Annotated in this window: 23 protein-coding genes and 1 riboswitch; of the genes, 22 read left to right on the forward strand and 1 reads right to left on the reverse strand. The window is 42.4% G+C overall.

Annotated features, from left to right (window positions below; all coding sequences use genetic code 11):
• Nucleotides 1–140 precede the first annotated feature (140 nt).
• The 4 genes from AB5N96_RS02805 to gcvPB all read left to right on the forward strand — a co-directional run bounded on the left by AB5N96_RS02805 (nt 141) and on the right by gcvPB (nt 4,894).
• A complete protein-coding gene (locus tag AB5N96_RS02805) occupies nt 141–656 on the forward strand; it encodes a shikimate kinase (RefSeq protein WP_392453878.1) in 516 nt (171 codons plus the stop codon).
• A 109-nt stretch (nt 657–765) separates the two neighbouring features.
• A riboswitch (glycine riboswitch) is annotated at nt 766–857 on the forward strand.
• Nucleotides 858–1,004: 147 nt separating this feature from the next.
• The gene (gene gcvT, locus AB5N96_RS02810; protein WP_499704619.1) at nt 1,005–2,078 is read left to right on the forward strand and encodes a glycine cleavage system aminomethyltransferase GcvT; all 1,074 of its coding nucleotides are present in this window, start codon (nt 1,005–1,007) and stop codon (nt 2,076–2,078) included.
• 19 nt (nt 2,079–2,097) lie between these two features.
• On the forward strand, nt 2,098–3,444 hold the full coding sequence (gene gcvPA, locus AB5N96_RS02815; protein ID WP_499704620.1) for an aminomethyl-transferring glycine dehydrogenase subunit GcvPA: 1,347 nt from the start codon (nt 2,098–2,100) through the stop codon (nt 3,442–3,444).
• Entirely contained in the window at nt 3,437–4,894 is a 1,458-nt protein-coding gene (gene gcvPB, locus AB5N96_RS02820) for an aminomethyl-transferring glycine dehydrogenase subunit GcvPB (RefSeq protein ID WP_392453877.1), read from the forward strand. Before gcvPA ends, gcvPB begins: the two co-directional genes overlap by 8 nt.
• A gap of 273 nt (nt 4,895–5,167) precedes the next feature.
• Here gcvPB and AB5N96_RS02825 read toward each other — a convergent pair whose 3' ends face one another.
• The gene (locus AB5N96_RS02825; protein ID WP_204589323.1) at nt 5,168–5,557 is read right to left on the reverse strand and encodes a rhodanese-like domain-containing protein; all 390 of its coding nucleotides are present in this window, start codon (nt 5,555–5,557) and stop codon (nt 5,168–5,170) included.
• Nucleotides 5,558–5,626: 69 nt separating this feature from the next.
• On the opposite strand from AB5N96_RS02825, the gene AB5N96_RS02830 reads away from it, so the two are divergent.
• The 18 genes from AB5N96_RS02830 to spo0A all read left to right on the forward strand — a co-directional run bounded on the left by AB5N96_RS02830 (nt 5,627) and on the right by spo0A (nt 23,557).
• Entirely contained in the window at nt 5,627–6,460 is an 834-nt protein-coding gene (locus AB5N96_RS02830) for a lipoate--protein ligase family protein (protein ID WP_499704589.1), read from the forward strand.
• 162 nt (nt 6,461–6,622) lie between these two features.
• A complete protein-coding gene (locus AB5N96_RS02835) occupies nt 6,623–9,184 on the forward strand; it encodes a vitamin B12-dependent ribonucleotide reductase (protein WP_499704590.1) in 2,562 nt (853 codons plus the stop codon).
• Nucleotides 9,185–9,319: 135 nt separating this feature from the next.
• Nucleotides 9,320–10,378 (forward strand): M24 family metallopeptidase, encoded by a 1,059-nt coding sequence (locus AB5N96_RS02840; protein ID WP_499704591.1) that lies wholly within the window; start codon nt 9,320–9,322, stop codon nt 10,376–10,378.
• Nucleotides 10,379–10,389: 11 nt separating this feature from the next.
• A complete protein-coding gene (gene efp, locus AB5N96_RS02845; protein ID WP_204589320.1) occupies nt 10,390–10,950 on the forward strand; it encodes an elongation factor P in 561 nt (186 codons plus the stop codon).
• Nucleotides 10,951–10,985: 35 nt separating this feature from the next.
• On the forward strand, nt 10,986–11,126 hold the full coding sequence (locus AB5N96_RS02850; protein WP_499704592.1) for a hypothetical protein: 141 nt from the start codon (nt 10,986–10,988) through the stop codon (nt 11,124–11,126).
• Between the two features lie 145 nt (nt 11,127–11,271).
• Nucleotides 11,272–11,757: an acetyl-CoA carboxylase biotin carboxyl carrier protein gene (gene accB / locus AB5N96_RS02855; RefSeq protein ID WP_499704593.1), complete on the forward strand. Its 486-nt coding sequence runs from the start codon at nt 11,272–11,274 to the stop codon at nt 11,755–11,757.
• A gap of 21 nt (nt 11,758–11,778) precedes the next feature.
• Nucleotides 11,779–13,143, forward strand: a complete 1,365-nt coding sequence (gene accC / locus AB5N96_RS02860; protein ID WP_499704594.1) for an acetyl-CoA carboxylase biotin carboxylase subunit — start codon at nt 11,779–11,781, stop codon at nt 13,141–13,143.
• The gene (locus tag AB5N96_RS02865) at nt 13,136–13,531 is read left to right on the forward strand and encodes an Asp23/Gls24 family envelope stress response protein (protein WP_204589316.1); all 396 of its coding nucleotides are present in this window, start codon (nt 13,136–13,138) and stop codon (nt 13,529–13,531) included. The genes accC and AB5N96_RS02865 overlap by 8 nt, the downstream gene beginning before the upstream one ends.
• 141 nt (nt 13,532–13,672) lie before the next feature.
• Entirely contained in the window at nt 13,673–14,050 is a 378-nt protein-coding gene (gene nusB / locus AB5N96_RS02870) for a transcription antitermination factor NusB (protein WP_204589315.1), read from the forward strand.
• An 11-nt stretch (nt 14,051–14,061) separates the two neighbouring features.
• Nucleotides 14,062–14,919 carry a bifunctional methylenetetrahydrofolate dehydrogenase/methenyltetrahydrofolate cyclohydrolase FolD gene (gene folD / locus AB5N96_RS02875; protein ID WP_499704595.1) on the forward strand — a complete coding sequence of 286 codons (858 nt, stop codon included), beginning with the start codon at nt 14,062–14,064 and terminating at the stop codon, nt 14,917–14,919.
• A 59-nt stretch (nt 14,920–14,978) separates the two neighbouring features.
• Nucleotides 14,979–16,340, forward strand: a complete 1,362-nt coding sequence (gene xseA, locus AB5N96_RS02880; RefSeq protein WP_204589313.1) for an exodeoxyribonuclease VII large subunit — start codon at nt 14,979–14,981, stop codon at nt 16,338–16,340.
• Nucleotides 16,324–16,518, forward strand: a complete 195-nt coding sequence (gene xseB, locus AB5N96_RS02885) for an exodeoxyribonuclease VII small subunit (protein ID WP_239584761.1) — start codon at nt 16,324–16,326, stop codon at nt 16,516–16,518. Before xseA ends, xseB begins: the two co-directional genes overlap by 17 nt.
• Before the next feature lie 4 nt (nt 16,519–16,522).
• The gene (locus AB5N96_RS02890; protein WP_338032423.1) at nt 16,523–17,404 is read left to right on the forward strand and encodes a polyprenyl synthetase family protein; all 882 of its coding nucleotides are present in this window, start codon (nt 16,523–16,525) and stop codon (nt 17,402–17,404) included.
• 87 nt (nt 17,405–17,491) lie between these two features.
• Nucleotides 17,492–19,375, forward strand: coding sequence for a 1-deoxy-D-xylulose-5-phosphate synthase (dxs, locus tag AB5N96_RS02895; protein ID WP_499704596.1), 1,884 nt, complete (start codon nt 17,492–17,494; stop codon nt 19,373–19,375).
• Nucleotides 19,375–20,187, forward strand: a complete 813-nt coding sequence (locus AB5N96_RS02900; protein ID WP_499704597.1) for a TlyA family RNA methyltransferase — start codon at nt 19,375–19,377, stop codon at nt 20,185–20,187. The genes dxs and AB5N96_RS02900 overlap by 1 nt, the downstream gene beginning before the upstream one ends.
• 111 nt (nt 20,188–20,298) lie before the next feature.
• On the forward strand, nt 20,299–20,748 hold the full coding sequence (gene ahrC, locus AB5N96_RS02905; protein WP_204589309.1) for a transcriptional regulator AhrC/ArgR: 450 nt from the start codon (nt 20,299–20,301) through the stop codon (nt 20,746–20,748).
• Between the two features lie 11 nt (nt 20,749–20,759).
• Nucleotides 20,760–22,439, forward strand: coding sequence for a DNA repair protein RecN (recN, locus tag AB5N96_RS02910; protein ID WP_392453870.1), 1,680 nt, complete (start codon nt 20,760–20,762; stop codon nt 22,437–22,439).
• Between the two features lie 341 nt (nt 22,440–22,780).
• Nucleotides 22,781–23,557 carry a sporulation transcription factor Spo0A gene (spo0A, locus tag AB5N96_RS02915; protein ID WP_204589307.1) on the forward strand — a complete coding sequence of 259 codons (777 nt, stop codon included), beginning with the start codon at nt 22,781–22,783 and terminating at the stop codon, nt 23,555–23,557.
• Nucleotides 23,558–23,568 lie beyond the last annotated feature (11 nt).

The following is a 23,568-nucleotide window of genomic DNA, read 5'->3' on the forward strand; positions in this document are numbered from 1 at the left end:
AGCCATGTTGTTTGGATCGGCGCATTACCTCGCTCAACTCAACTTTTATGATTCTCTGGAAAAAATCTATAGGGAGAAGGCAGAGCAGCGGTGGATAGTGTATACTGAAAAAAACAAATCGAAGTAAATGAGTGAGTGTAGTGAAAAAAGTCTACTTAATCGGCTTTATGGGCTGTGGAAAAACGGCAATCGGAAAGCGACTGAGCTTCGCACTTCGAATACCCTTCTATGACATGGACAAAGAAATCGTCAAACAACAAGGCATGTCCATTCCAGAAATTTTTGAACGATATGGTGAAGCCCATTTTCGAAAGCTCGAGACCGAATTTTTGGCAGGATTTAGAGATGAGTATTGTATAATCTCTACCGGTGGAGGTGCGGCTATAGCAGAAGAGAACAGGAAGCTTATGCGAGAGACAGGACTTGTATTGTTTTTAAATGCAGTGTTTCCAGATATTTGGATGCGAATTCACCGCGACAAAAATCGTCCGATTGTCCAGCGCAGTACTCGTGAACAAATTGAAAAATTGTACAATGAAAGGCTTCCATTTTACAAAAAAGCAGCCCATATTGTCATTCGAACAGAAGGAAAAACGTTGCGACAGATAACAGAATACTGTGCATTTCAAGTAAATCGTTTAAAAGGCGAACATTAATTACTTATTTTCATTATATAGTTCGTGTATAAACTCAAAAACAGAAAAAGATTGCGTTTTCAATACGTGAATGTTAGGATGTAGGTATTGAAAACAGCATAAATTGCGGATGAAGGTACGGGGAGAGAACGCATTTTGCGTCGCCGAAGGAGCAAATGTCTAGTACATGAATCTCTCAGGCAAAAAGACTCGGACTGGACGCACCTCTGGAGAGAGCTAAACACTAGCCACCAAAGAAGATAAGCCTATGGCAAAACTTTCAGGTAACAGGACAGAGACCCACGAAATTGGGTTTCTGTCTTTTTTTATGCGAAAAATTCACAATACTATGAATTCAACTGAGGAGGAATAGATTTGAAACGTACACCTTTGTATGATTTGTATGCTGATTACGGAGCAAAAACGATTGATTTTGGTGGATGGGACCTTCCTGTGCAGTTTTCTAGCATTAAAGAGGAGCATGAAGCTGTCCGTACAAAAGCAGGCTTGTTCGATGTATCCCATATGGGAGAAGTCTGGATCACTGGGGCAGATAGTGAAGCATTCATTCAAAAGCTTGTCACGAACGATATCTCGAAGCTCGTACCTGGTAAAGCGATGTATGCGGCGATGTGTTACGAAGACGGCGGAACAGTTGATGACTTGTTAGTGTATAAATTTGATGATGAAAAGTATTTGTTAGTCGTAAATGCATCCAATATCGACAAAGACGTAGCTTGGATGAACGAGCATGTCTCAGGCGACGTTCATATTGACAATCAATCGGATGACTGGGGGTTACTTGCGCTCCAAGGTCCAGCAGCTCAAGAATTCCTTCAAAATTATACAGAAACACCTCTAGCAGACTTAAAATTCTTTACGTTTGTTGAGGGACAAGTCGATGGTAAAGACGTAATCATTTCTCGCACAGGGTATACGGGAGAAGACGGTTTCGAGCTATATGCAAAAAACGAAGTACTTCCTGATTTATTTACAACTCTTTTATCTTCAGGTGAAGTCGTACCAGCAGGTTTGGGAGCACGTGATACGCTGCGTTTTGAAGCATGTTTACCTCTTTATGGTCAAGAATTATCAAAAGATATCTCACCACTTGAAGCTGGAATTGGCTTTGCGGTTAAAACAGCGAAAGAAGATCTCATTGGAAAAGATGCAATTGTCGCAAAAGGCAAACCACGTAAACTTGTCGGTATCGAAATGATCGATAAAGGAATTCCTCGTCACGGATACAAAGTATTCGTTGGAGACGTAGAGGTAGGCGAAGTGACAACAGGTACACAATCACCAACTTTAAAGAAAAACATCGGTCTTGCCCTCCTAAAGGCTGACTATACGGAACTCGGTCAAGAGGTTGAAGTTGAAATTCGTAATAAGCGTCTAAAAGCAGTGACTGTAGCAACGCCATTTTACAAGCGACAAAAATAAAAGGAGCGATCCAGTTATGATCAAACACCGTTACTTACCAATGACTGAGCAGGATCAAAAGGAAATGCTCGAAACAATTGGAGTATCTTCTATTGATGAGTTATTTTCTGATATCCCTGAAAAAGTTCGATTCAAAGGGGAGTACAATATCAAACCTGCAAAATCGGAAACAGCGTTACTAAAAGAGTTAACAAAAATGGCTGCAAAAAATGCAGACAGCCGACGTTACGCATCGTTTATCGGAGCAGGCGTCTACGATCACTTCAAACCAACGATTGTCGACCATGTGATTTCTCGCTCTGAGTTCTATACGGCGTACACACCGTATCAGCCAGAAATTTCACAAGGTGAATTGCAAGCAATCTTTGAATTCCAAACGATGATTTGTGAATTGACAGGGATGGAACTTGCGAACTCTTCTATGTATGACGGCGGAACTGCACTTGCAGAGGCTGGAAATTTAGCGGCAGGCCACACACGTCGCAAAAAGATTTTGATTTCTGAAGCTGTACATCCGGAGTACCGTGATGTTGTAAAGATGTATGCGCACGGTCAAAATATTGCTGTTGAAGTTGTTGCACAGAAAGACGGGAAGACAGACCTTGCAGCATTAAAAGAGCAATTATCAAATGAGATTGCAGCCGTAATGATTCAATATCCAAACTTCTTTGGCCAACTTGAAGACATGCAAGCTATTTCAGACATGACGCACGAACACGGTGCCCTATTTGTAAGCTCTTCCAACCCACTCGCATTAAGCGTGTTAACACCACCAGGTAAATTCGGTGCGGACATTACAGTTGGAGATGCGCAAGTGTTTGGGATTTCTGAAGCATTCGGAGGACCACACTGTGGTTACTTTGCGGTTTCGGGGAAATTGATGCGTAAAGTGCCAGGTCGCTTAGTTGGTGAAACGACTGACGATCAAGGGCAACGTGGCTATGTATTGACACTTCAAGCGCGCGAACAGCATATCCGTCGGGATAAAGCGACATCAAACATCTGTTCAAACCAGGCATTGAATGCTTTAGCTGCAAGTGTTGCGATGACCGCTCTTGGAAAGCAAGGCACAAAACATATGGCGATTCAAAACATCGCGAAGACAGCATACGCGAAGCAAGCTTTTGAAGCAGCTGGATTCAAAGTAGTATTTGATGGCGCACACTTCAACGAAATCGTTGTGAAACTACCAGGCAGTGTAGAAGGTTTGAATGTTCATCTACTAGAAAAAGAAATTATCGGTGGACTACACCTAGGCACATATTATAAAGATCTTCAAGATCACGTATTAGTTGCGGTAACTGAGCAACGCACGAAAGAAGAAATCGATGCACTTGTGCAGGAAATGGGGGCTTATTATGCATAAAGATAACCAACCCTTGATTTTTGAACTATCCACTGAAGGCCGAATCGGCTATAGCTTGCCAGATTTAGATGTACCAGAAGTTGATCTTTCTTCTCTTCTGCCTGAAGGTATGTTGCGCGCGGAAGAAGCAGAGCTTCCAGAAGTATCAGAGTTAGATATTATGCGTCATTACACGGCACTTTCAAATCGAAACCACGGTGTAGACTCAGGTTTCTACCCACTTGGTTCATGTACGATGAAATACAACCCGAAAATCAATGAGAGCGTTGCGCGTTTCCCTGGATTTGCTAACGTTCACCCATTACAAGATGAATCATCTGTTCAAGGTGCAATGGAATTGATGTACGACCTTCAAGAGCATTTGATTGAAATTACGGGTATGGATGATGTAACACTTCAACCAGCAGCTGGAGCTCACGGAGAGTGGACTGCTCTTATGATGATTCGTGCGTTCCACGAGTCAAACGGTGATCACCATCGTACAAAAGTAATTGTTCCAGATTCAGCGCACGGAACAAACCCAGCATCAGCAACAGTTGCGGGCTTTGAAACAGTAACTGTTAAATCAGATGAGTTCGGTCTAGTGGATTTAGAAGATCTACGCCGCGTGGCAGGTGATGACACAGCTGCGCTTATGCTGACAAACCCGAACACACTCGGATTATTTGAAGAGCATATTTTAGAAATGGCGAGCATCATTCACGGTGTCGGCGGAAAGCTTTACTATGACGGAGCAAACTTAAATGCGGTTATGTCAAAAGCACGCCCTGGCGACATGGGCTTCGATTGTGTTCACTTGAACTTGCATAAAACATTCACAGGTCCTCACGGTGGTGGTGGTCCAGGTTCTGGTCCAGTTGGCGTGAAGAAAGATTTGATTCCGTTCTTGCCAGCACCAGTCCTTGTGAAAAAAGATGACCGTTACACATTTGATTACGACCGTCCACAAGCAATCGGACGCGTAAAACCGTTCTACGGAAACTTTGGAATCAACGTACGTGCATACACGTACATTCGTTCAATGGGGCCAGACGGGCTAAAAGCGGTAACAGAATATGCCGTATTAAACGCAAACTATATGATGCGTCGTTTAGAGCCGTTCTTCGACCTTCCATACAACCGCCACTGTAAGCATGAGTTTGTACTAAGTGGTCGTCGTCAGAAGAAACTGGGTGTACGTACACTGGATATGGCAAAACGCTTGCTTGACTTTGGCTATCATCCGCCAACAATCTACTTCCCGTTAAATGTAGAAGAGGGAATGATGATTGAGCCGACGGAAACAGAGTCTAAAGAAACGTTAGATGCATTCTGTGATGCATTGATTCAAATCGCAAAAGAGACAGAAGAGAATCCAGAAATGGTGCAAAATGCGCCACATACGACGGTGATCGGTCGTCTAGATGAAACGAAAGCAGCGCGTAAGCCTGTGTTGCGATATTCAAAGTAAGATGTGGAGAACGCCACTCGTGATTTTGCGAGTGGCGTTTTATTTTGTGCGTTTGGCAATTGTGTCTTGAGATTCGATGGATAAATGGAAAGATTCAGTGGCTAAGTCGAAAGATTCGACGGTTATTTCCTGACGTTCACCACTTCCTGGTATTATGGAAACTATTTCGCGCATCTTTCTAAAATCACCCAAGACCTTACCATTTAAATCATTAATCAATAAAAAACAGCATCCACTCTAAAAGGAAGAGTAGATACTGATTTCATTAACGATTTATTTGGATTTGATCTTACCTGTCCACTTACGGAAGCCGCCCTCTAACTGATAGAGCTGGTCATATCCGTTCTTTTTAAGTGTGAGAGCTGTACGGGCGCTGCGAGCACCGCTTTGACAGTACAAGTAAACGGGCTTGTCTTTGCGAATTTCTTTCATACGCGTACGCATTTGACTTGCAGGAATATTACGGGCACCTAGAATATGACCACCGTCAAATTCCTTTGGTTCACGTACATCGATTAACTGCGCTTTGCGATATCCCTGGATAAATTCATCCTGAGAGAGCGTCGTCACAGATTTCTTCATTTTCATTCCAGTAAAGAATGTGTAAATCCCAAACACAATGATGGCACCTAAAATACCTAAGACGATTTCTAACAACTTCATTACTCCCTTCTCTATTTCTATTATAATGTAGTAGTGTAGAGAGATTCAATGATAAACGGAGGCAATTCAATGACAAACACTTGGTATTTCCTTGATTCCGGTAAACAAGACGCCGCATACAACATGGCTTTAGACGAAGCGCTGCTTGAATGGCATTCGGAAGGACTCATCCCACCTATCATTCGCTTTTATCAATGGCAACCTGCTGCATTATCAATTGGTTATTTCCAACGGGTGGAACGCGACATCAATTTGCAGGCTGTAAAAGACATGGGACTTGATTTTGTAAGAAGACCCACAGGAGGACGCGCAGTATTACATGAAGATGAACTGACGTACAGCGTCATCGTCTCAGAAGACTACCCGGACATGCCTAAGACGGTAACAGAAGCGTACCGCGTGATTAGTGAAGGTATTTTACAGGGGTTTCGCAATCTCGGAATGCAGGCACAATTTTCTATTCCTAAAACGGAAAGCGATCGTGAGTCCTTAAACCAACCAAAATCAGCTGTCTGTTTCGATGCGCCGTCTTATTATGAATTGGTTGTGGAGGGCAAGAAAGTTGCGGGATCTGCACAAACACGTCAACGTGGCGTGATTTTACAGCATGGAGCAATTCTTGTGGATTTAGACGAAGAAAAATATATTAACTGTTTTTCTTATAGTTCTGAAGACCACAAAGAAAAAGTGAAAAAGAGCTTAGGGCAAAAAGCTATCTCAATCAACAAAATAGTATCAAATCCGGTAACGGTTGATCACTGCATTCCCGCTTTCCGTGATGGCTTTGAATCGGCTCTAAATATTCACCTCACTTCTTTTTCTCTTGATGAACAACAGCAAGCATATGTGAAGAATCTAGCTGCATCAAGGTATCGCTCACCAGAATGGAATTTTAGAAAATAATCGCCACTTCTGGGCTATGGAATTCCACCGAAATAGGTTCAAAGTTTCATATTTTGAAAGAGGTCAGTTCAAACTAGACATTCAATATATTGTGCTTTATGATTTCTATATACACTATATATTGTGTCAAGAAGTGAATAATCTATTTCGGGAGGAATTTACATGGTCTCACCATCTACTCTACAAACACATCAACAAGCTATCCAACAATTGAACGAAGCAATCAAGAAATTTCCTCAAGTTCACCCCATCACACCAGATATGAAGTTAACACACAAGGGCGTCTCACGACTGGTGATGATCGATCGTTATTCCTTCAAAGATACGGAGAAAAAAACACTCCAAGCAGATGATTTTGTTGTACTAACAGTAAAAGAAGACCCAAAATTCCCTGCGCGTGGACTTGGGCAAATCGTCTCAATAGATTGGGACAAGAAAACAGCTGTCGTTCGCATTGATGAAGAATATCGCAGTGCAATCGACGACCCTGAAAAAGCAAAGACAGGTGAAATCACACGACCGCTATCTGTGATTGAAAAACCACTTGAGCTTTTTTATGAGCAAATCGCTCTTCGCAATGCAACAGGACTTGCAAGTGTTGAAACGACAGAAGAAAAACGCAAAGAATGGTTCGAGAAATTTTACCAACAACTTGTTTCACTTAATTTCATCCCAGCTGGACGCGTCATTTACGGAGCAGGCGCTGAAACAGACGTAACGTACTTTAACTGTTACGTGATGCCATTTGTTCCAGATTCACGCGAAGGAATTAGTGATCACCGCAAACAAGTTATGGAAATCATGAGTCGTGGAGGGGGAGTTGGAACAAATGGTTCTACACTTCGTCCTCGGAACACACTTGCACGTGGAGTGAACGGGAAATCTTCAGGATCTGTCTCGTGGCTCGATGACATTGCGAAATTAACACATCTTGTTGAACAAGGCGGATCTCGTCGTGGAGCGCAAATGATTATGCTTGCAGACTGGCATCCAGATATTGCGGAGTTCATCATCTCTAAGATGCAAAATCCGCGAATTTTGCGGTATTTGATCGAGAATACGCATGATGAATGGATTACACAACTCGCAAAAGATAAATTAAAATTTAAGCCACTTTCCATGCAGGAAGAACAGATGTACCAAGGGATTGTCAATTACAAAGCAATTCCAGGGTTGGGCGGCTTTAGTGAAGCAATCATTCGTGATGCGGAATCTAAACTACGTGATGGTGGACACTACAGTGTTCATAATTCAGAGTTCTTAACGGGTGCAAATATTTCTGTCACACTGACGAAAGAGTTCATGCAAGCTGTTGAAGACGATTCGGAGTTTGATCTTCGCTTCCCAGCTGTTGAGAACTACTCGAAAGAAGATATGGAAGTATACAACAGAGAATGGCATAAAGTTGGAGATGTTCGCGAATGGGAGCAAATGGGCTATGAAGTGCGCACATACCGCACGATCAAAGCACGCGAGCTTTGGAACCTCATCAATATTTGTGCTACGTACTCTGCAGAGCCTGGTATTTTCTTTATCGACAATGCCAATGACAAGACGAATGCAAAAGCATACGGTCAAAAAGTAGTGGCTACAAACCCATGTGGAGAACAACCACTTGCACCATACAGTGTGTGTAATCTTGCAGCGGTCAACCTCGCTCAATTCGCACAAAAAGATACGAAAACAGTAGATTTTGAAGGGCTGAAAGAAACAGTACGTGTCGGTGTTCGCATGCAAGATAATGTAATTGATGCGACACCATACTTCTTAGAAGAGAATAAAGTACAAGCTCTTGGAGAGCGTCGTGTAGGGCTTGGCGTAATGGGACTTGCGGATCTACTGATTTACTGTGAGAAACCATATGGCTCAGATGAAGGAAATGTACTCGTTGATGAAATCTTCAAAACAATTGCTGAAACAGCTTATGAGACATCTGTTGAACTTGCGAAAGAACGCGGAAGCTTCCCGTTTTTAGTCGGTGATACAGAACAAGAGACAGAGCGCCTTCGCAAAGCATTCACAGAGACAGGCTTCATGCAAGGAATGCCTGAGGAGATTCGCGCGTCTATTCTGGAATCAGGAATTCGTAACTCGCATCTATTGACGGTGGCACCAACAGGTTCTACTGGAACGATGGTTGGAGTATCGACTGGACTTGAGCCATACTTCTCGTTCACTTACTATCGTAGCGGCCGTCTTGGTAAATTCATCGAAGTAAAAGCGGATATTGTCAGTGAGTACTTAGAGCGCAATCAGGATGCATCTTCTGAAACACTTCCAGAGTGGTTTGTGACGGCAATGGAATTAAAACCAGAAGCACATGCAGATGTGCAGTGTATCATTCAGCGCTGGATTGATTCATCTATCTCGAAAACTGTAAACGCGCCAAAAGGGTATACGGTTGAACAAGTAGAAGGCGTATACGAGCGTCTTTACCATGGCGGTGCAAAAGGTGGAACAGTTTATGTCGACGGTAGCCGTGACTCGCAAGTATTGACACTAAAAGCAGAAGAAAATGATATGACAGAAGTGCAAGATGAAGTAGTAGAACAAAAACGACCAATCGTTTTAATCGATACAATTCAAGATCTTCGCAGCACAAATGTGACAATCGGTTCAGAAGTTGGCAACACGTGTCCAGTGTGTCGTAAAGGGACGGTTGAGGAACTTGGTGGCTGTAACACTTGTACAAACTGTGGAGCGCAGTTGAAGTGTGGACTTTAATTCATAACTAATACGTTAAAAAGCATTTTCTCTGGTACTCTATGGGAAAATGCTTTTTATGTGTCATTGAAGGATAGCGGAATCGTTTTCGGCTATGCTACACTAAGACTAGTGTTTAAATAGGAGGCCAACTACATGAAATTGCAAAAAGTACGCAAGTCATTAACCGATTCTTCACTATCCGCACTACTCGTCACGAACCCATACAGCCGTCGTTACTTAACAGGTTTCACAGGGACTGCAGGAGTTGCACTGATTACGGAGTCAGATGCTTTCTTCATTACAGATTTTCGTTACACAGAGCAAGCAAATGCACAAATCGAAGGCTATACAATCATTGAGCAAAAAACCACGTTAATCGAAGCAGTTGCTGAAGTTGTGAAAGAACATCAGCTAACGAAAGTCGGTTTCGAGCAAGAAGCGATGTCTTATGCCGAGTATGATCGTTACCAAAAAGCACTCGAAACAGAACTTGTTCCGACTTCTGGAATTGTTGAAAAAATCCGCTTGATTAAGAGCGAAGACGAGCTTACTATTATTAAGCACGCATGTAAAATTGCAGATGATGCATATGAACATATCTTGACGTTCATCAAACCAGGGATGACAGAACTTGATGTCTCAAACGAATTAGAGTTCTTCATGCGAAAGCAAGGTGCAACTTCTTCTTCATTCGATATCATTGTAGCCTCCGGTGTCCGTTCAGCACTTCCTCACGGTGTCGCAACACATAAAGTGATTGAGTCAGGCGATTTTGTTACACTGGATTTCGGTGCTTATTACAATGGGTATGTCTCGGATGTAACACGTACTCTTGCAGTAGGTGAACCCACTGATCAGCTGAAAGAAATTCATCAAGTCGTACTGGAGTCTCAATTGCTTGCACTTGAAAAAATCAAACCGGGTATGACAGGGAAAGAGGCAGATGCTATTTCTCGCGACTACATCGCATCAAAAGGATATGGCCAGGCATTTGGTCATTCACTTGGTCACGGAATTGGTTTAGAAGTACATGAAGGACCTGGATTGTCATCTCGTTCAGATGTTGTATTAGAGCCGGGAATGGTTATCACAATTGAACCAGGAATTTATCTTCCGGGAATCGGTGGTGTGCGCATTGAAGATGACGCCTTAGTCACAGAAACAGGCGTTGAAAAACTGACGCATACATCAAAAGAATTAGTTATTTTATAGGAGGAAATCACATGATTTCAGTAAACGATTTTAAAACAGGCCTGACAATCGAGTTTGATGGCAACTTGTACCGCGTTATCGAGTTCCAACACGTAAAACCAGGTAAAGGCGCTGCATTCGTTCGCTCGAAACTTCGCAACCTTCGCAGTGGTTCAGTGAATGAGCGTACATTCCGTGCAGGTGAAAAAGTAGAGAAAGCACAGATCGATACGCGCAAAATGCAGTATCTTTATGCAAATGGTGACATGCACGTATTCATGGATACAGAAAGTTACGATCAAGTAGAGCTTCCTGAAACGTCTATCGAATATGAGTTGAAGTTCTTGAAAGAAAACATGGAACTAAGCATTATCCAATATAAAGGCGAAACGCTTGGTGTCGAGCTACCAAACACTGTCGAGCTTGAAGTAATCGAGACAGAGCCAGGAATCAAAGGAGATACGTCTGGTGGCGGTTCAAAAACTGCGAAACTTGAAACCGGTGTAATGGTTACTGTTCCTTTATTCATCAATGTTGGAGATCGTTTGATCATCAATACTTCAGAAGGCGCATACGTCTCACGCGCTCAATAATTTCTCATTCATCACTCGGCTATCCGGAAGCTTTGGTGAGAATTCAAGAAGATCACGTGTTAGTGAATGTATCGGCAGAGATGGTCAGTCCAGAAGAAGCGAATGACATTATCTACGCAGTGAAAAAAGAATATCCCGAAGCTACTAAAGTCCAAGTCGACTATTCAGCGTATTAAAGACTCGCCTTGTGCGAGTATTTTTATTGTTTGAAAAGTGGGAAATATAAGAGCAGGTACTAAAAAAGAGTGCGCGTTTTGTTGAAAAACGGTAGAATAGACTGTGGAAAGAATGTCATTACTTAAATAGGGGAGTTTGATAGCAATGAAAATTCAAGAAATCCGAGAAATTATCAAATTAATGGATCAATCTTCATTAGATGAATTTGTATTTGAATCAGAAGGCACAAAACTAAAACTAAAAAAACATGGCATTACGACGACGGTAGTAGAAGCACCTGTTGCTAAACCATCTGCACCACAAGTTGCTGCTCCAGTCGCTGAACAAGCAGCTCCGGCTCAAGAAGCACCAAAAGCAGCCTCTGAACAATCAGCTCCAGCTGCTGATACATCTGCCTATAAAACAATTACTTCTCCAATGGTTGGAACGTTCTATGAAGCTTCTTCTCCAGACGCAGATGCATACGTAAAAGTAGGGGACAAAGTTACTGCAAGTTCAGTCGTGTGTATCGTTGAGGCGATGAAACTATTTAATGAAATAGAGGCTGAAATCGAAGGAGAGATCGTCGAGATTCTCGTAAAAGACGGCCAATTAGTAGAATACGGTCAGCCATTGTTCTCTATTAAATAATTCATCGAAGAGGTGACGACTATGAAAAAAGTATTGATTGCCAATCGTGGCGAAATCGCAGTGCGTATAATCCGTGCTTGTAAAGAGATGGATATCCAAACAGTCGCCGTCTATTCTGAAGCTGATAAAGAAGCACTGCATGTGCAACTAGCTGACGAGGCCTATTGCATTGGACCCCGCACATCAAAAGATTCATACTTACATTTCTCAAACATTATGAGCGTTGCAAAACTAACTGGAGCCGACGGGATTCACCCAGGGTATGGGTTCCTCGCAGAAAATGCAGACTTTGCAGAACTATGTGAGACTTGCAACATCAAGTTCATCGGGCCATCTAGCTCGGCTATTTCAAAAATGGGGACGAAAGATGTCGCTCGTGAAACCATGCGTGCAGCTGGCGTTCCTGTAGTCCCTGGTTCAACAGGTATTGTAGAGACAATTGAAGATGCGAAATCTATCGCATCAGACATCGGGTACCCTGTGATCATCAAAGCCACTGCCGGTGGTGGCGGGAAAGGGATTCGTGTGGCCCGTTCTGAGGAAGAACTCGTGACAGGAATCAAAATCACGCAAAAAGAAGCACAAGCTGCATTCGGTAACCCTGGTGTATACTTAGAAAAATTCATCGAAGAGTTCCGCCACGTGGAAATTCAAGTGTTAGCAGATGGGCACGGAAATGCAATTCACTTAGGAGAGCGTGATTGTTCGATTCAACGTCGCATGCAAAAACTAGTGGAAGAAGCACCGTCTCCAGCACTTTCAGAAGCCACGCGTCAAAAAATGGGAGACGCAGCTGTAAAAGCAGCGCTTGCTGTGAATTATGAATCAGCAGGAACAGTCGAATTTATTTACGACCATATTAACGATTCGTTCTATTTCATGGAAATGAATACACGTATCCAAGTAGAACATCCTGTAACCGAAATGGTAACAGGCGTCGATTTGATCAAACAACAACTTCTTGTTGCCTCTGGAGAAGTATTGACAATCAAGCAGGAAGACATTCAATTAAATGGCTGGTCAATTGAGTGCCGGATCAATGCTGAAAACCCATCGAAAAACTTTATGCCATCCCCAGGGAAGGTCGTCATGTATCTCCCGCCAGGTGGCTACGGTGTTCGAGTTGATTCCGCAGTGTACCCAGGTTATGTAATCCCACCATTCTACGACTCAATGGTCGCTAAACTCATTGTGCATGCCCCAACGCGTGAAGAAGCTGTATTGAAGATGAAGCGTGCATTACAAGAGTTCATCGTCGACGGTGTCGAAACAACGATTCCATTCCACTTGCGTTTAATGGATCACGAAGTCTTCCGCTCAGGTGACTTTGACACGAAGTTTTTAGAAACATACGAAATCATGAAGGAGGAGACAATCAATGGCTGAAACAAAAGACCAAGAATTTTTTCAGATGTCTACAGGTAAAGGTGATCTCGGATCAATTCAGATTGCTCCTGAAGTCTTGACAGTTATTGCAGGAATCGCAGCACATGAAGTAGATGGAGTGGCTGCAACTCGTGGAAACTTTGCTGCTGGAGTTGTTGAACTCTTAGGCAAAAAAGTGCATGGCAAAGGAATCAAAACAGACATCTCTGCCAAAGGGTTGTTCATCGATGTGTTTTGTACCATTCGCTACGGTAAGGCTGTACCGACTGTTGCTCAAGAAGTTCAGCAAAATGTCCGTCAAGCGATTTTAAATATGACGGGACTTGAAGTCAAAGAAGTCAATGTTCACGTGACAGGAATTCAATTCGAAACACCTGAATCCAATTAAGTAAGAGTGCTTCACAGAACCTCTGTGAGGCACTTCTTTTTTTGATTACTCAAAAACTTTCTGAATAGGGAATTAAGTTTTGTAACCGCCATTTCTATGCTATGATGAAAAGCATAGTGAAGTGAAAAAGGAGTCAAGTCTATGAAAAGAAGAGAAGCCCGCGAGCATGCCCTGCGTGTGTTGTTCCAACTCGATCATTCCGAGATGGACGTCAATGAAGCGATGTTGCATGTGACCGAAGAAAAGGACGTGTTCTATGACACGCTTGTCAAAGGGACACTCGCGCACCGAGAAGAAATTGATGAGAGCTTAGAACAAAAACTTGAAAATTGGTCATTGAATCGTCTCCCGAAAATCGAGCGGACGATTTTACGTATGGCGGTTTTTGAGCTTGAACATACAGAAGATACACCGAAACCTGTAATTGTGAATGAAGCAATAGAATTAACAAAAGCATATGGAGACGAACAGTCTAGCCGATTTGTAAATGGCGTATTATCGAAATACATCAACAAGTAGGAGTGTGCGACATGACAGCGACAATCATTGATGGAAAAGCAATTGCAGAACAAGTAATTTTAAAAGTGAAAGACCGTGTTGAAACTTTAAAACAGTCTGGCATTACCCCAGGGCTAACGGTCGTTTTAGTGGGAGACGATCCAGCATCACAGACCTATGTAGGAAGTAAAGAAAAAACAAGCAAACGTTTAGGCATGGATTCAACTGTACTAACACGGCCGTCCACTGTAACTGGGCAAGAGTTGTTGGAACTGATTGAGAACTTGAACAATGACGAATCTGTTCATGGGATCTTAATCCAACTGCCACTTCCAGGTCATATTGATGAAAATAAAGTGTTACAAGCGATTCACCCAGACAAAGATGTTGATGGCTTTCATCCATTGAATGTTGGCAAGCTATTGTTGAATCAACACGGGTTTATTCCTTGTACACCATTTGGAGTCATTCAATTACTTGACTATGCAGCCATTCCAATTGAAGGCAAACACGCTGTCATTGTCGGACGAAGTAATATCGTCGGCAAACCGATGGGCCAACTTCTATTAAACCGCCATGCAACTGTAACCTACACGCATTCGCGCACAGAAGACCTTGCTTCATACACAAAGCAAGCAGATATTCTAATTGTAGCAACAGGACAACCGCTGATGATTACTGCTGAGCATGTTAAACCTGGCGCCGCTGTCATCGATGTCGGCATTCACCGCAACTCCGATGGCCGTCTTTCAGGTGACGTCGACTTTCATTCTGTGAAGTCTGTCGCTGGTGCGATTACACCCGTTCCGGGAGGCGTTGGTCCAATGACAATTGCAATGTTAATGGAAAATACATGTTTAAGCGCTGAACGTATGGCACAAAAAAAATAACTACACCACTCGAGCTTGTACGTCTTGTACAAGCTTCTTTTACCTAAAGGGGCGTTGGTATGACGGAACATGCGTATTTAACCGTGACAGCACTTACTCGGTATATTAAGAAGAAATTCGATGCCGATCCGTATCTAAGAAAAGTGTATGTAAAAGGTGAATTGTCCAATGTGAAATACCATTCAAATGGACATATCTACTTTACATTGAAAGATGCGGGGGCACGTATTTCCTGTGCGATGTTTGCGGGACAAGCAAGAACACTTTCATTTCGAGCTGAAGAAGGCATGAATGTTTTTGTCACAGGGGATATCAGTCTGTTTGAAAGTGCGGGGAATTATCAATTTTATGTAAAATCAATGGAGCCGGATGGCATCGGGGCATTGTTTGTGGCATTTGAGCAATTAAAACGTAAGCTCGAACAAGAAGGACTGTTTTCAGCCTCATTGAAAAAACCACTTCCGAAAATTCCACTTCACATCGGAGTCATCACATCCCCAACAGGCGCAGCGATTCGTGACATTCTAACGACGCTCGAACGTCGCTTCCCACTTGCACGTGTCACCGTGTTCTCTACACTTGTTCAAGGCTCAGGTGCAGGAGCATCTATCGTTGAATCCATCCAAAAAGCAAATCGGGTACAGGATCTAGACGTTTTAATTGTCGGACGCGGGGGTGGTTCGATTGAAGACTTATGGGCATTTAATGAAGAACCTGTCGCTCGGGCAATTGCGAACAGTCAAGTCCCTATAATTAGCGCTGTTGGTCACGAGACTGACACGACGATTGCAGATTTCGTTTCGGATTTACGTGCCCCAACACCAACTGCTGCAGCTGAACTTGCTGTACCAGACCGCGTGCAATTGGTGCGAGTACTCTCTGATCAACAAACGCGCCTGCGCACAGCAACTTCGAATAAACTATTTCATGCGAAAGACCGACTCACGCGAGTTCAAAAATCCGTTGTTTATATGGATGCCTCTCGATTATATCGTCCGTATGTAGAGCAACATCTTCGGCTACACGAACGGTTAGAATCGGTCCTCCGAATTTCAACGGATCGTTACTCAAATCACTATTCGCAGTTAACAAATCGATTGGACCATTTGTCACCAGACAAACGTGTACAAATGGAGCAAAAAGCACTCCAAACACTTACGGATCGTCTACAATATGTGGTCAAACAAAACACAACCTCCAAAAAACGTCAGTTTGTTGAGACGTTGCGCACATTAGAAGCATTGAGCCCACTACAGACGATGAAAAAAGGGTTTGTCTATACGGAAGTAGAAGGCACAGTGATTCGTTCTGTAAATCAACTTCAAAAAAATGACGAACTAACGATTCATTTTCAGGATGGAACTGCCATAGCACGTATTGAATCCATAGAAAAGGGTGAAACGAATGGAACGAACATTTGAAGAAGCGATGAAACAATTAGAAGAAATCGTACGTAAGCTCGAGCAAGGCGATGTGCCACTCGAGGAGTCAATTGACCTTTATAAACAGGGGATGGAACTATCCGCACAATGTTCAACAAAACTGCAAGAAGCTGAAAAGCAGCTTGTTCAGTTTATCTCAGCGGAAGAGGAGGTATAAGTACGTGAAAAATGTGAAAGACTTTATCGGGCAGCACCTTGAGCAAGTAGACCAGTATTTGCTCGAGGCGATTCGTACACAACCTTTAACCGACTCTCTAAAAGAGTCCATGCTATATTCTTTAGAAGCAGGGGGCAAACGTGTGCGCCCTATGCTTCTTTTGGCTGTGTTGGATGAGTTTGGTGTTCCATTAGAAAAAGGGCTTGATGCAGCATGTGCCTTGGAGTATATACATACGTATTCCCTTATTCATGACGATTTGCCGGCAATGGACAATGATGACTTACGTCGAGGGAAGCCAACCAATCATATCGTATACGGTGAGGCAACAGCGATTTTGGCAGGAGATGCTTTACTAACAGAAGCTTTCCGTCTTATTAGCTCATCAAACCAGTATACGGATAGTCAAAAAGTAGCGTTGATCACGCTTCTTTCAGAAGCAGCAGGAGCTGCCGGAATGGTCGGTGGGCAATTGATGGATATGGAGGCAGAGGGGAAGCTTGTGGAACTAGAGCACTTGCAAAAAATCCATGCACTAAAAACCGGTGCACTTCTTCGCTTCAGTATTGAAGCCGGTGCGCTTCTTGCAAATGTGCAACTTGAAGAGAAAAAAGAATTAATGACATATGCGCACGCTCTCGGTATTTTGTTCCAAGTCCAGGACGATATTTTAGATGTGACTTCTGACTCAGCTAGTCTTGGGAAGACGGCTGGTAAAGACGAAGCTGCAAACAAAAGTACCTATCCAGCGCTACTAACTTTAGAAGGTGCGATTGCTGAACGTGATCGTTATCACAAAGAAGCAGCAGGTGCTCTCACAGCAATCGGAAAGCAAGACGGGTTACTAAAAAGTTTTGCAGACTATATTAGCTACCGTGAGAACTAACTTCTCGCTGTATTTTAACAGACATTTAATGCTATTATTAAAATTACCTATAACTAGAGGAATAACAAGATAAGGTGTGTGATGGAAGTGGATCTGAATACTATAACAAGTCCATCCTTTTTGAAAACGATGTCAAACGAAGAACTCGAATCACTCAGTCAAGATGTTCGAGATTTTCTTATTGAAAAATTATCTGTAACAGGTGGTCATATTGGACCAAATTTAGGTGTTGTAGAACTGACACTCGCTCTTCATAAAGCGTTCAATTCGCCGGAAGACAAATTTATTTGGGATGTAGGCCATCAAGCTTACGTACACAAGATTTTAACGGGACGTGCAAACCAGTTTGATACGCTTCGTCAATTTAAAGGATTATGTGGATTCCCAAAACGCGTGGAAAGTGAACATGATGTTTGGGAAGCTGGACATAGTTCTACTTCTCTATCTGCAGCAATGGGGATGGCGAAAGCTCGTGATGTATTAGGAAAATCAAATCACGTCATTCCGATCATCGGTGATGGTGCATTAACAGGTGGTATGGCACTTGAGGCACTAAATCATATCGGACATGAAAAAACAAAGATGATTGTCATCTTAAACGACAATGAAATGTCAATTGCACCAAACGTCGGAGCCCTTCATAACATCTTAGGGAAACTTCGCACACATGGTTCTTACAATAAAGCAAAAGATGATATTGAGTACTTGATGAAGAAGATTCCTGCCGTTGGTGGGAAAATTGCTTCAACTGCTGAACGTGTCAAAGACAGCTTAAAATATTTGATGGTATCAGGTGCATTTTTTGAAGAGATGGGCTTCACATATCTAGGGCCAATCAACGGACATGATTTTGAAGATTTAGAGGAAAACATCAAGTTTGCTAAAAATGCTGAGGGACCAGTCATTTTACACGTTCTCACGAAAAAAGGAAAAGGGTTTAAACCAGCTGAACTCGACACAGTCGGTACGTGGCACGGTACAGGTCCTTACAAAATGGAAACAGGGGATTTTGTTAAGTCTGCTGCAAAAGGCCCTTCTTGGAGTGGCTTGATTTCAGAAACAGTTCGAACGCTCGCGCGAGAGGACAAGCGCATTGTCGCAATTACACCTGCAATGCCGGTAGGTTCCAAATTAGAAGGCTTTGCATCTGAATTCCCGGACCGTATGATTGATGTCGGGATAGCGGAACAACATGCGATTACGATGGCAGCAGGTATGGCAATGGATGGAATGAAACCATATGTGGCGATTTACTCAACTTTCTTACAACGCGCATATGATCAAATGCTTCACGATGTCTGTCGCCAAAACTTAAACGTATTTTTAGGTATCGACCGTGCTGGATTAGTAGGGGCAGATGGTGAAACACATCAAGGTGTCTATGATATCGCATTCTTGCGTCATATGCCGAACATGGTGATCATGATGCCAAAAGATGAAAATGAAGGTCAACACATGGTGAAGACGGCCATTGAGTACAATGATGGACCAATTGCTCTTCGCTATCCTCGAGGGAACGGCTTTGGTGTGCCACTCGATTCGGAGTTGAAGACAATTCCAATCGGTAGCTGGGAAGTCTTAGAACAAGGTACGGATGTAGCGGTATTGACATTTGGTACGACGATTCCAATGGCCATGCAAGCAGCTGAAGAACTAAAAGCAGAAGGTATTTCAGTAGAAGTTGTAAATGCACGCTTCATCAAACCGCTGGATGCAAATATGCTGGCCTCTTTAGCAGCACGCCAAATTCCGCTTATTACACTTGAGGAAGCCGTATTACAAGGTGGTTTTGGTAGCAGTGTTCTTGAACATTACAACGAACAGAAGCTAGATGTACCTGTTACGCGAATCGGTATTCCAGATGAGTTTATCGAACACGGTGATGTACCTGAACTTCTAAACGATATTCATATCTCTGTTGAAGATTTGAAAAAGCAAATCAAGTCACAATTGCAGCAGGCAACTGTGTAATGAGTCAAGTACCGAAAGAACGAGTGGATATTCTACTCGTTGAAAAAGAACTGTTTACATCCCGTGAACAAGCAAAACGAGCAATCATGGCGGGTCAAGTGTATGTCAATGAGATGCAAATCACGAAGCCCGGAGAGAAAATAGAGGTTACAAGTGAATTTGTCTTAAAAGGTCAACGACTAAAGTATGTCAGCCGCGGTGGCTTGAAACTTGAAAAGGCGATTGAAGTATTTGATCTAGACATCGAGGGAGCGATTTTACTCGACATTGGCTCTTCTACTGGTGGATTTACAGATTGTGCACTTCAAAATGGGGCTACGCACGCTTATGCACTGGACGTTGGGTATAACCAACTCGATTGGAAAATACGTAGTGACGAGCGGGTGACGGTAATGGAGCGCACAAATTTCCGTTACAGCAAGCCAGAAGATTTCACAAAGGGGCTGCCAACGCTTGCAACTATTGATGTGTCTTTCATCTCTTTGAATTTAATTTTCCCTCCGCTCGCTTCTATAATTGTAGACGGTGGAGACGTTGTAGCCCTTGTTAAACCTCAGTTTGAAGCAGGAAAAGACCGCGTTGGGAAAAAAGGGATTGTCCGAGATGCCAAAGTACACAGTGATGTTCTATATCAAGTGGAGAAATTCGCCAACACAGCTGGTTTTGAGGTTATAGATGCCACGTACTCCCCTATTACAGGTGGAGAGGGCAATATTGAATTTTTATTTTATCTAAAAAAATCAAATGAACCTGCACAAGTGCTAGATTTCAAAAAAATTGTTGCGGATGCACATACAACATTAAATGCCTAAACTATGGACGCTATCTGTCCATAGTTTTTTTGTCGCACTTGTCGCGACACCCCCTGAATGATACTGTATAAGTACGAAGGTATAAATATACAATCAATGGAGTGGATACCAATGAATAAAGGACAACGTCATATTCGCATTCGCGACATCATTTCAAATAATGAAGTCGAGACACAAGATGATTTAGTCGATATCTTAAAAGCAGAAGGGTTTGCAATTACACAAGCAACTGTCTCCCGCGATATCAAAGAATTGCATTTAGTAAAAGTCCCGTTGCCAGATGGACGTTATAAATACAGCTTGCCAGCAGATCAGCGCTTTAATCCAATGCAAAAATTAAAACGCGCGTTGACAGATGCATTTGTTTCAATCGATGGGGCCAGTCACTTTTTAGTTATGAAAACTTTACCTGGAAATGCTCACGCAATCGGCTCTCTGATTGATTATTTGGACTGGGAGGAAATCCTAGGTACCATTTGTGGGGATGATACATGCCTGATCCTTTGTCGAGAAGAAAAGGATCGGGATCTTGTCAAAACGAAATTGCTTGAGATGCTGTAAGGAGGGTTGATATGTTAGCTGAACTGTCTATACGGAATTTTGCCATTATTGATGAATTGACTGTTAGCTTTACAGAAGGACTTACCGTGTTGACGGGTGAAACAGGAGCCGGAAAATCGATTATTATCGATGCCGTCCAGTTACTATGTGGTGCACGTGGATCTTCTGAATTCATTCGGCATGGTACAAAAAAAGCAGAGCTAGAAGGCATGTTTTCGCTAAACTCAACGTCTCATTCAAGTTATAAAAAACTTGAAGAGCTCGGGATACCTACGGACGAAGAGAGCATAATATTGCGCCGTGAATTGAATGCAAATGGCAAAAGTACATGCCGAATTAATGGTAAATTGGTGACCATTGCTGTTCTACGTGAAGTGGGAAGTACACTTGTAGATATACACGGACAACACGAAAGCCAAGAGCTTATGGATGAACGATCCCATATTAATTTATTGGATCAGTTTGCTTCTAAACAATTTGTAGATGCCAAAGACGCATATTCTCAAGTTTACGAAGCCTACAATCGAACAAAAAAACGGTTGAAGGGTCTACAGATGGATGATCAGGAAATGACACATCGTATGGATCTTTATCGTTTTCAATTAAATGAGATTGAAGAAGCGGAGTTAATCAGTGGAGAAGAAGAGACGTTGTCTGCAGAACGGACAGAGATGCAGAACTACTCAAAAATTGTTGATAAGCTTCAAACTTCTTCCCAAGCACTTACGGCAGAATCTGGCGCAATGGATTATCTTGGAGTGGTGTTGCATGCGCTTCAAGATATTCAGAGTGTAAATACTACGTACGGCAAGATTAGCGAAGAATTTGCAAATGCTTATTTCATTCTTGAAGATGTTCAGTCACAAATCCAAAATCAGTTGGATTCGATGGAGTTTGATGAACAACGTGTTCAATATGTAGAAGATCGTCTTGCATTGCTTCAAACACTAAAGAGGAAATATGGTCAAACGGTGGATGAAGTCATTGCATATGGTGAAAAAATTAAACGTCAACTTGATCAACTGACCAACCGCGACCAAGAGATTGAAGAACTAGAAAGAAAACTTGCTCAGATCGAACAAGACTTGCAACTTGAGGCAGATGAGCTATCGACCATTCGTAAGCAGACTGCTGAAGAGTTAAGTACACGTATCATGGAACAGCTCAGTGCACTTTATATGGACCGAGCAATTATGGATGTTCGTGTGGAAGAACTTTCGCACTTTACAGAGAACGGAAAAAATCATGTCGTATTCTACATTGCCACCAATGTAGGCGAACCATTGAAACCGTTAACGAAAGTTGCATCGGGTGGAGAACTGAGTCGTGTCATGCTTGCGCTAAAAAGTATTTTTTCCAAACATCAGGAAATCACTTCTATTATTTTTGATGAAGTGGATACCGGCGTTTCCGGACGAGTGGCGCAAGCGATTGCTGAGAAGATTGGGCAAATTGCTAAAGATTCTCAAGTTCTTGTTATTACGCATTTGCCAGCTGTTGCTGCTCTTGCCGATTCGCATTTGCGCATTGAAAAGCATGTAGAAGCCGACCGAACAAAAACAAAAATTCAAGAATTGTCACTAGAAGAGCGAACAGAAGAATTAAGCCGAATGATGGCGGGAGAAGAAATATCTGAAATTACACTCCATCATGCTGCAGAATTACTTGCACAAGCACAAACAAAAAAATAATACCAATCATGAATCACTTCCTTTCGAACACACTAATTCGTTTAGCAGCGGTTGACCAGATTGTACCTTCAAAACCAAAACACCCTGGTTTTAAAGTGACAAAACCACTACTAATTCTGCCAGGCTACGCTCGAGTATGAGCGTGACCTGGTTTTTTGTTGTCTCTAGAGAATTTTGTACAAACACGTTATACTATAGAGAAGATTATTCGACAAAATGAACAGCGAATTGTCACAAGATGTCAGAATAGAAAGAAATTATCCTACAAAAGATTTTTTTAACAAAAGACCTATTTTCTTTATAGTGAGGAAGTAGATGAATGAAGACAGGGGATGAATGACATGGAAAAGATTAAAGTGATGATTGTAGATGATAACCGAGATTTAGTAGCGACGATTGCAGATTATTTTAAGGAGCATCCATCGATAGAAGTTATCCATACAGCATATAACGGAAAACAATGTTTAGATTTACTTGAAGAACAAGTTCCAGATGTGCTATTACTTGATATTATTATGCCGCACTTGGATGGTATTGCGGTAATGGACCATTTACACAAAGAGCAACTCTACCCGACAATGAAAGTGATTATGCTGACTGCGTTTGGTCAAGAAGAAGTCATGAAGCAAGCGGTAGATCTCGGAACTGCGTATTTTATGTTGAAGCCATTTGAATTCGATCGCCTTGTGCAGCAAATTTTGCAGGTAGCAGGTACGGCTCACAATCAAACCTCAGCTACTACTGTTCGAACAGCTCCAAAAACGAAAGGCATCGATTTCACAATCACAAACGTCATTAAAGAAATCGGTGTTCCAGCTCATATTAAAGGATACTCCTACTTACGAGAAGCCATTCAAATGGTTTACAATGATATTGAATTGCTCGGTTCGGTCACAAAAGTTCTCTATCCTGAAATTGCAGACAAATTCGATACGACACCGTCCCGTGTAGAACGCGCAATTCGTCATGCAATCGAAGTAGCATGGAATCGAGGAAACTACGAGACGATCTCGCAAACATTTGGATACACTGTTCACCACTTAAAGAGCAAACCAACCAATTCAGAATTTATTGCCATGATTGCAGACAAAATTCGTCTAGAGAATATGGCAAGTTAAAGGAGTTTTAC

Origin of the sequence: Chryseomicrobium imtechense (assembly GCF_041475995.1) — a bacterium.
In the GTDB taxonomy this organism is placed as follows: domain Bacteria; phylum Bacillota; class Bacilli; order Bacillales_A; family Planococcaceae; genus Chryseomicrobium; species Chryseomicrobium aureum.

Excerpts from the sequence above, each read along its gene's own strand:
- gcvPB (WP_392453877.1), top strand. The coding sequence starts at position 3,437 with ATGCATAAAGATAACCAACCCTTGATTTTTGAACTATCCACTGAAGGC.
- AB5N96_RS02825 (WP_204589323.1), bottom strand. The coding sequence starts at position 5,557 with ATGAAGTTGTTAGAAATCGTCTTAGGTATTTTAGGTGCCATCATTGTG.
- AB5N96_RS02830 (WP_499704589.1), top strand. The coding sequence starts at position 5,627 with ATGACAAACACTTGGTATTTCCTTGATTCCGGTAAACAAGACGCCGCA.
- AB5N96_RS02835 (WP_499704590.1), top strand. The coding sequence starts at position 6,623 with ATGGTCTCACCATCTACTCTACAAACACATCAACAAGCTATCCAACAA.
- AB5N96_RS02840 (WP_499704591.1), top strand. The coding sequence starts at position 9,320 with ATGAAATTGCAAAAAGTACGCAAGTCATTAACCGATTCTTCACTATCC.
- efp (WP_204589320.1), top strand. The coding sequence starts at position 10,390 with ATGATTTCAGTAAACGATTTTAAAACAGGCCTGACAATCGAGTTTGAT.
- accB (WP_499704593.1), top strand. The coding sequence starts at position 11,272 with ATGAAAATTCAAGAAATCCGAGAAATTATCAAATTAATGGATCAATCT.
- accC (WP_499704594.1), top strand. The coding sequence starts at position 11,779 with ATGAAAAAAGTATTGATTGCCAATCGTGGCGAAATCGCAGTGCGTATA.
- AB5N96_RS02865 (WP_204589316.1), top strand. The coding sequence starts at position 13,136 with ATGGCTGAAACAAAAGACCAAGAATTTTTTCAGATGTCTACAGGTAAA.
- nusB (WP_204589315.1), top strand. The coding sequence starts at position 13,673 with ATGAAAAGAAGAGAAGCCCGCGAGCATGCCCTGCGTGTGTTGTTCCAA.
- folD (WP_499704595.1), top strand. The coding sequence starts at position 14,062 with ATGACAGCGACAATCATTGATGGAAAAGCAATTGCAGAACAAGTAATT.
- xseA (WP_204589313.1), top strand. The coding sequence starts at position 14,979 with ATGACGGAACATGCGTATTTAACCGTGACAGCACTTACTCGGTATATT.
- xseB (WP_239584761.1), top strand. The coding sequence starts at position 16,324 with ATGGAACGAACATTTGAAGAAGCGATGAAACAATTAGAAGAAATCGTA.
- AB5N96_RS02900 (WP_499704597.1), top strand. The coding sequence starts at position 19,375 with ATGAGTCAAGTACCGAAAGAACGAGTGGATATTCTACTCGTTGAAAAA.
- ahrC (WP_204589309.1), top strand. The coding sequence starts at position 20,299 with ATGAATAAAGGACAACGTCATATTCGCATTCGCGACATCATTTCAAAT.
- recN (WP_392453870.1), top strand. The coding sequence starts at position 20,760 with ATGTTAGCTGAACTGTCTATACGGAATTTTGCCATTATTGATGAATTG.
- spo0A (WP_204589307.1), top strand. The coding sequence starts at position 22,781 with ATGGAAAAGATTAAAGTGATGATTGTAGATGATAACCGAGATTTAGTA.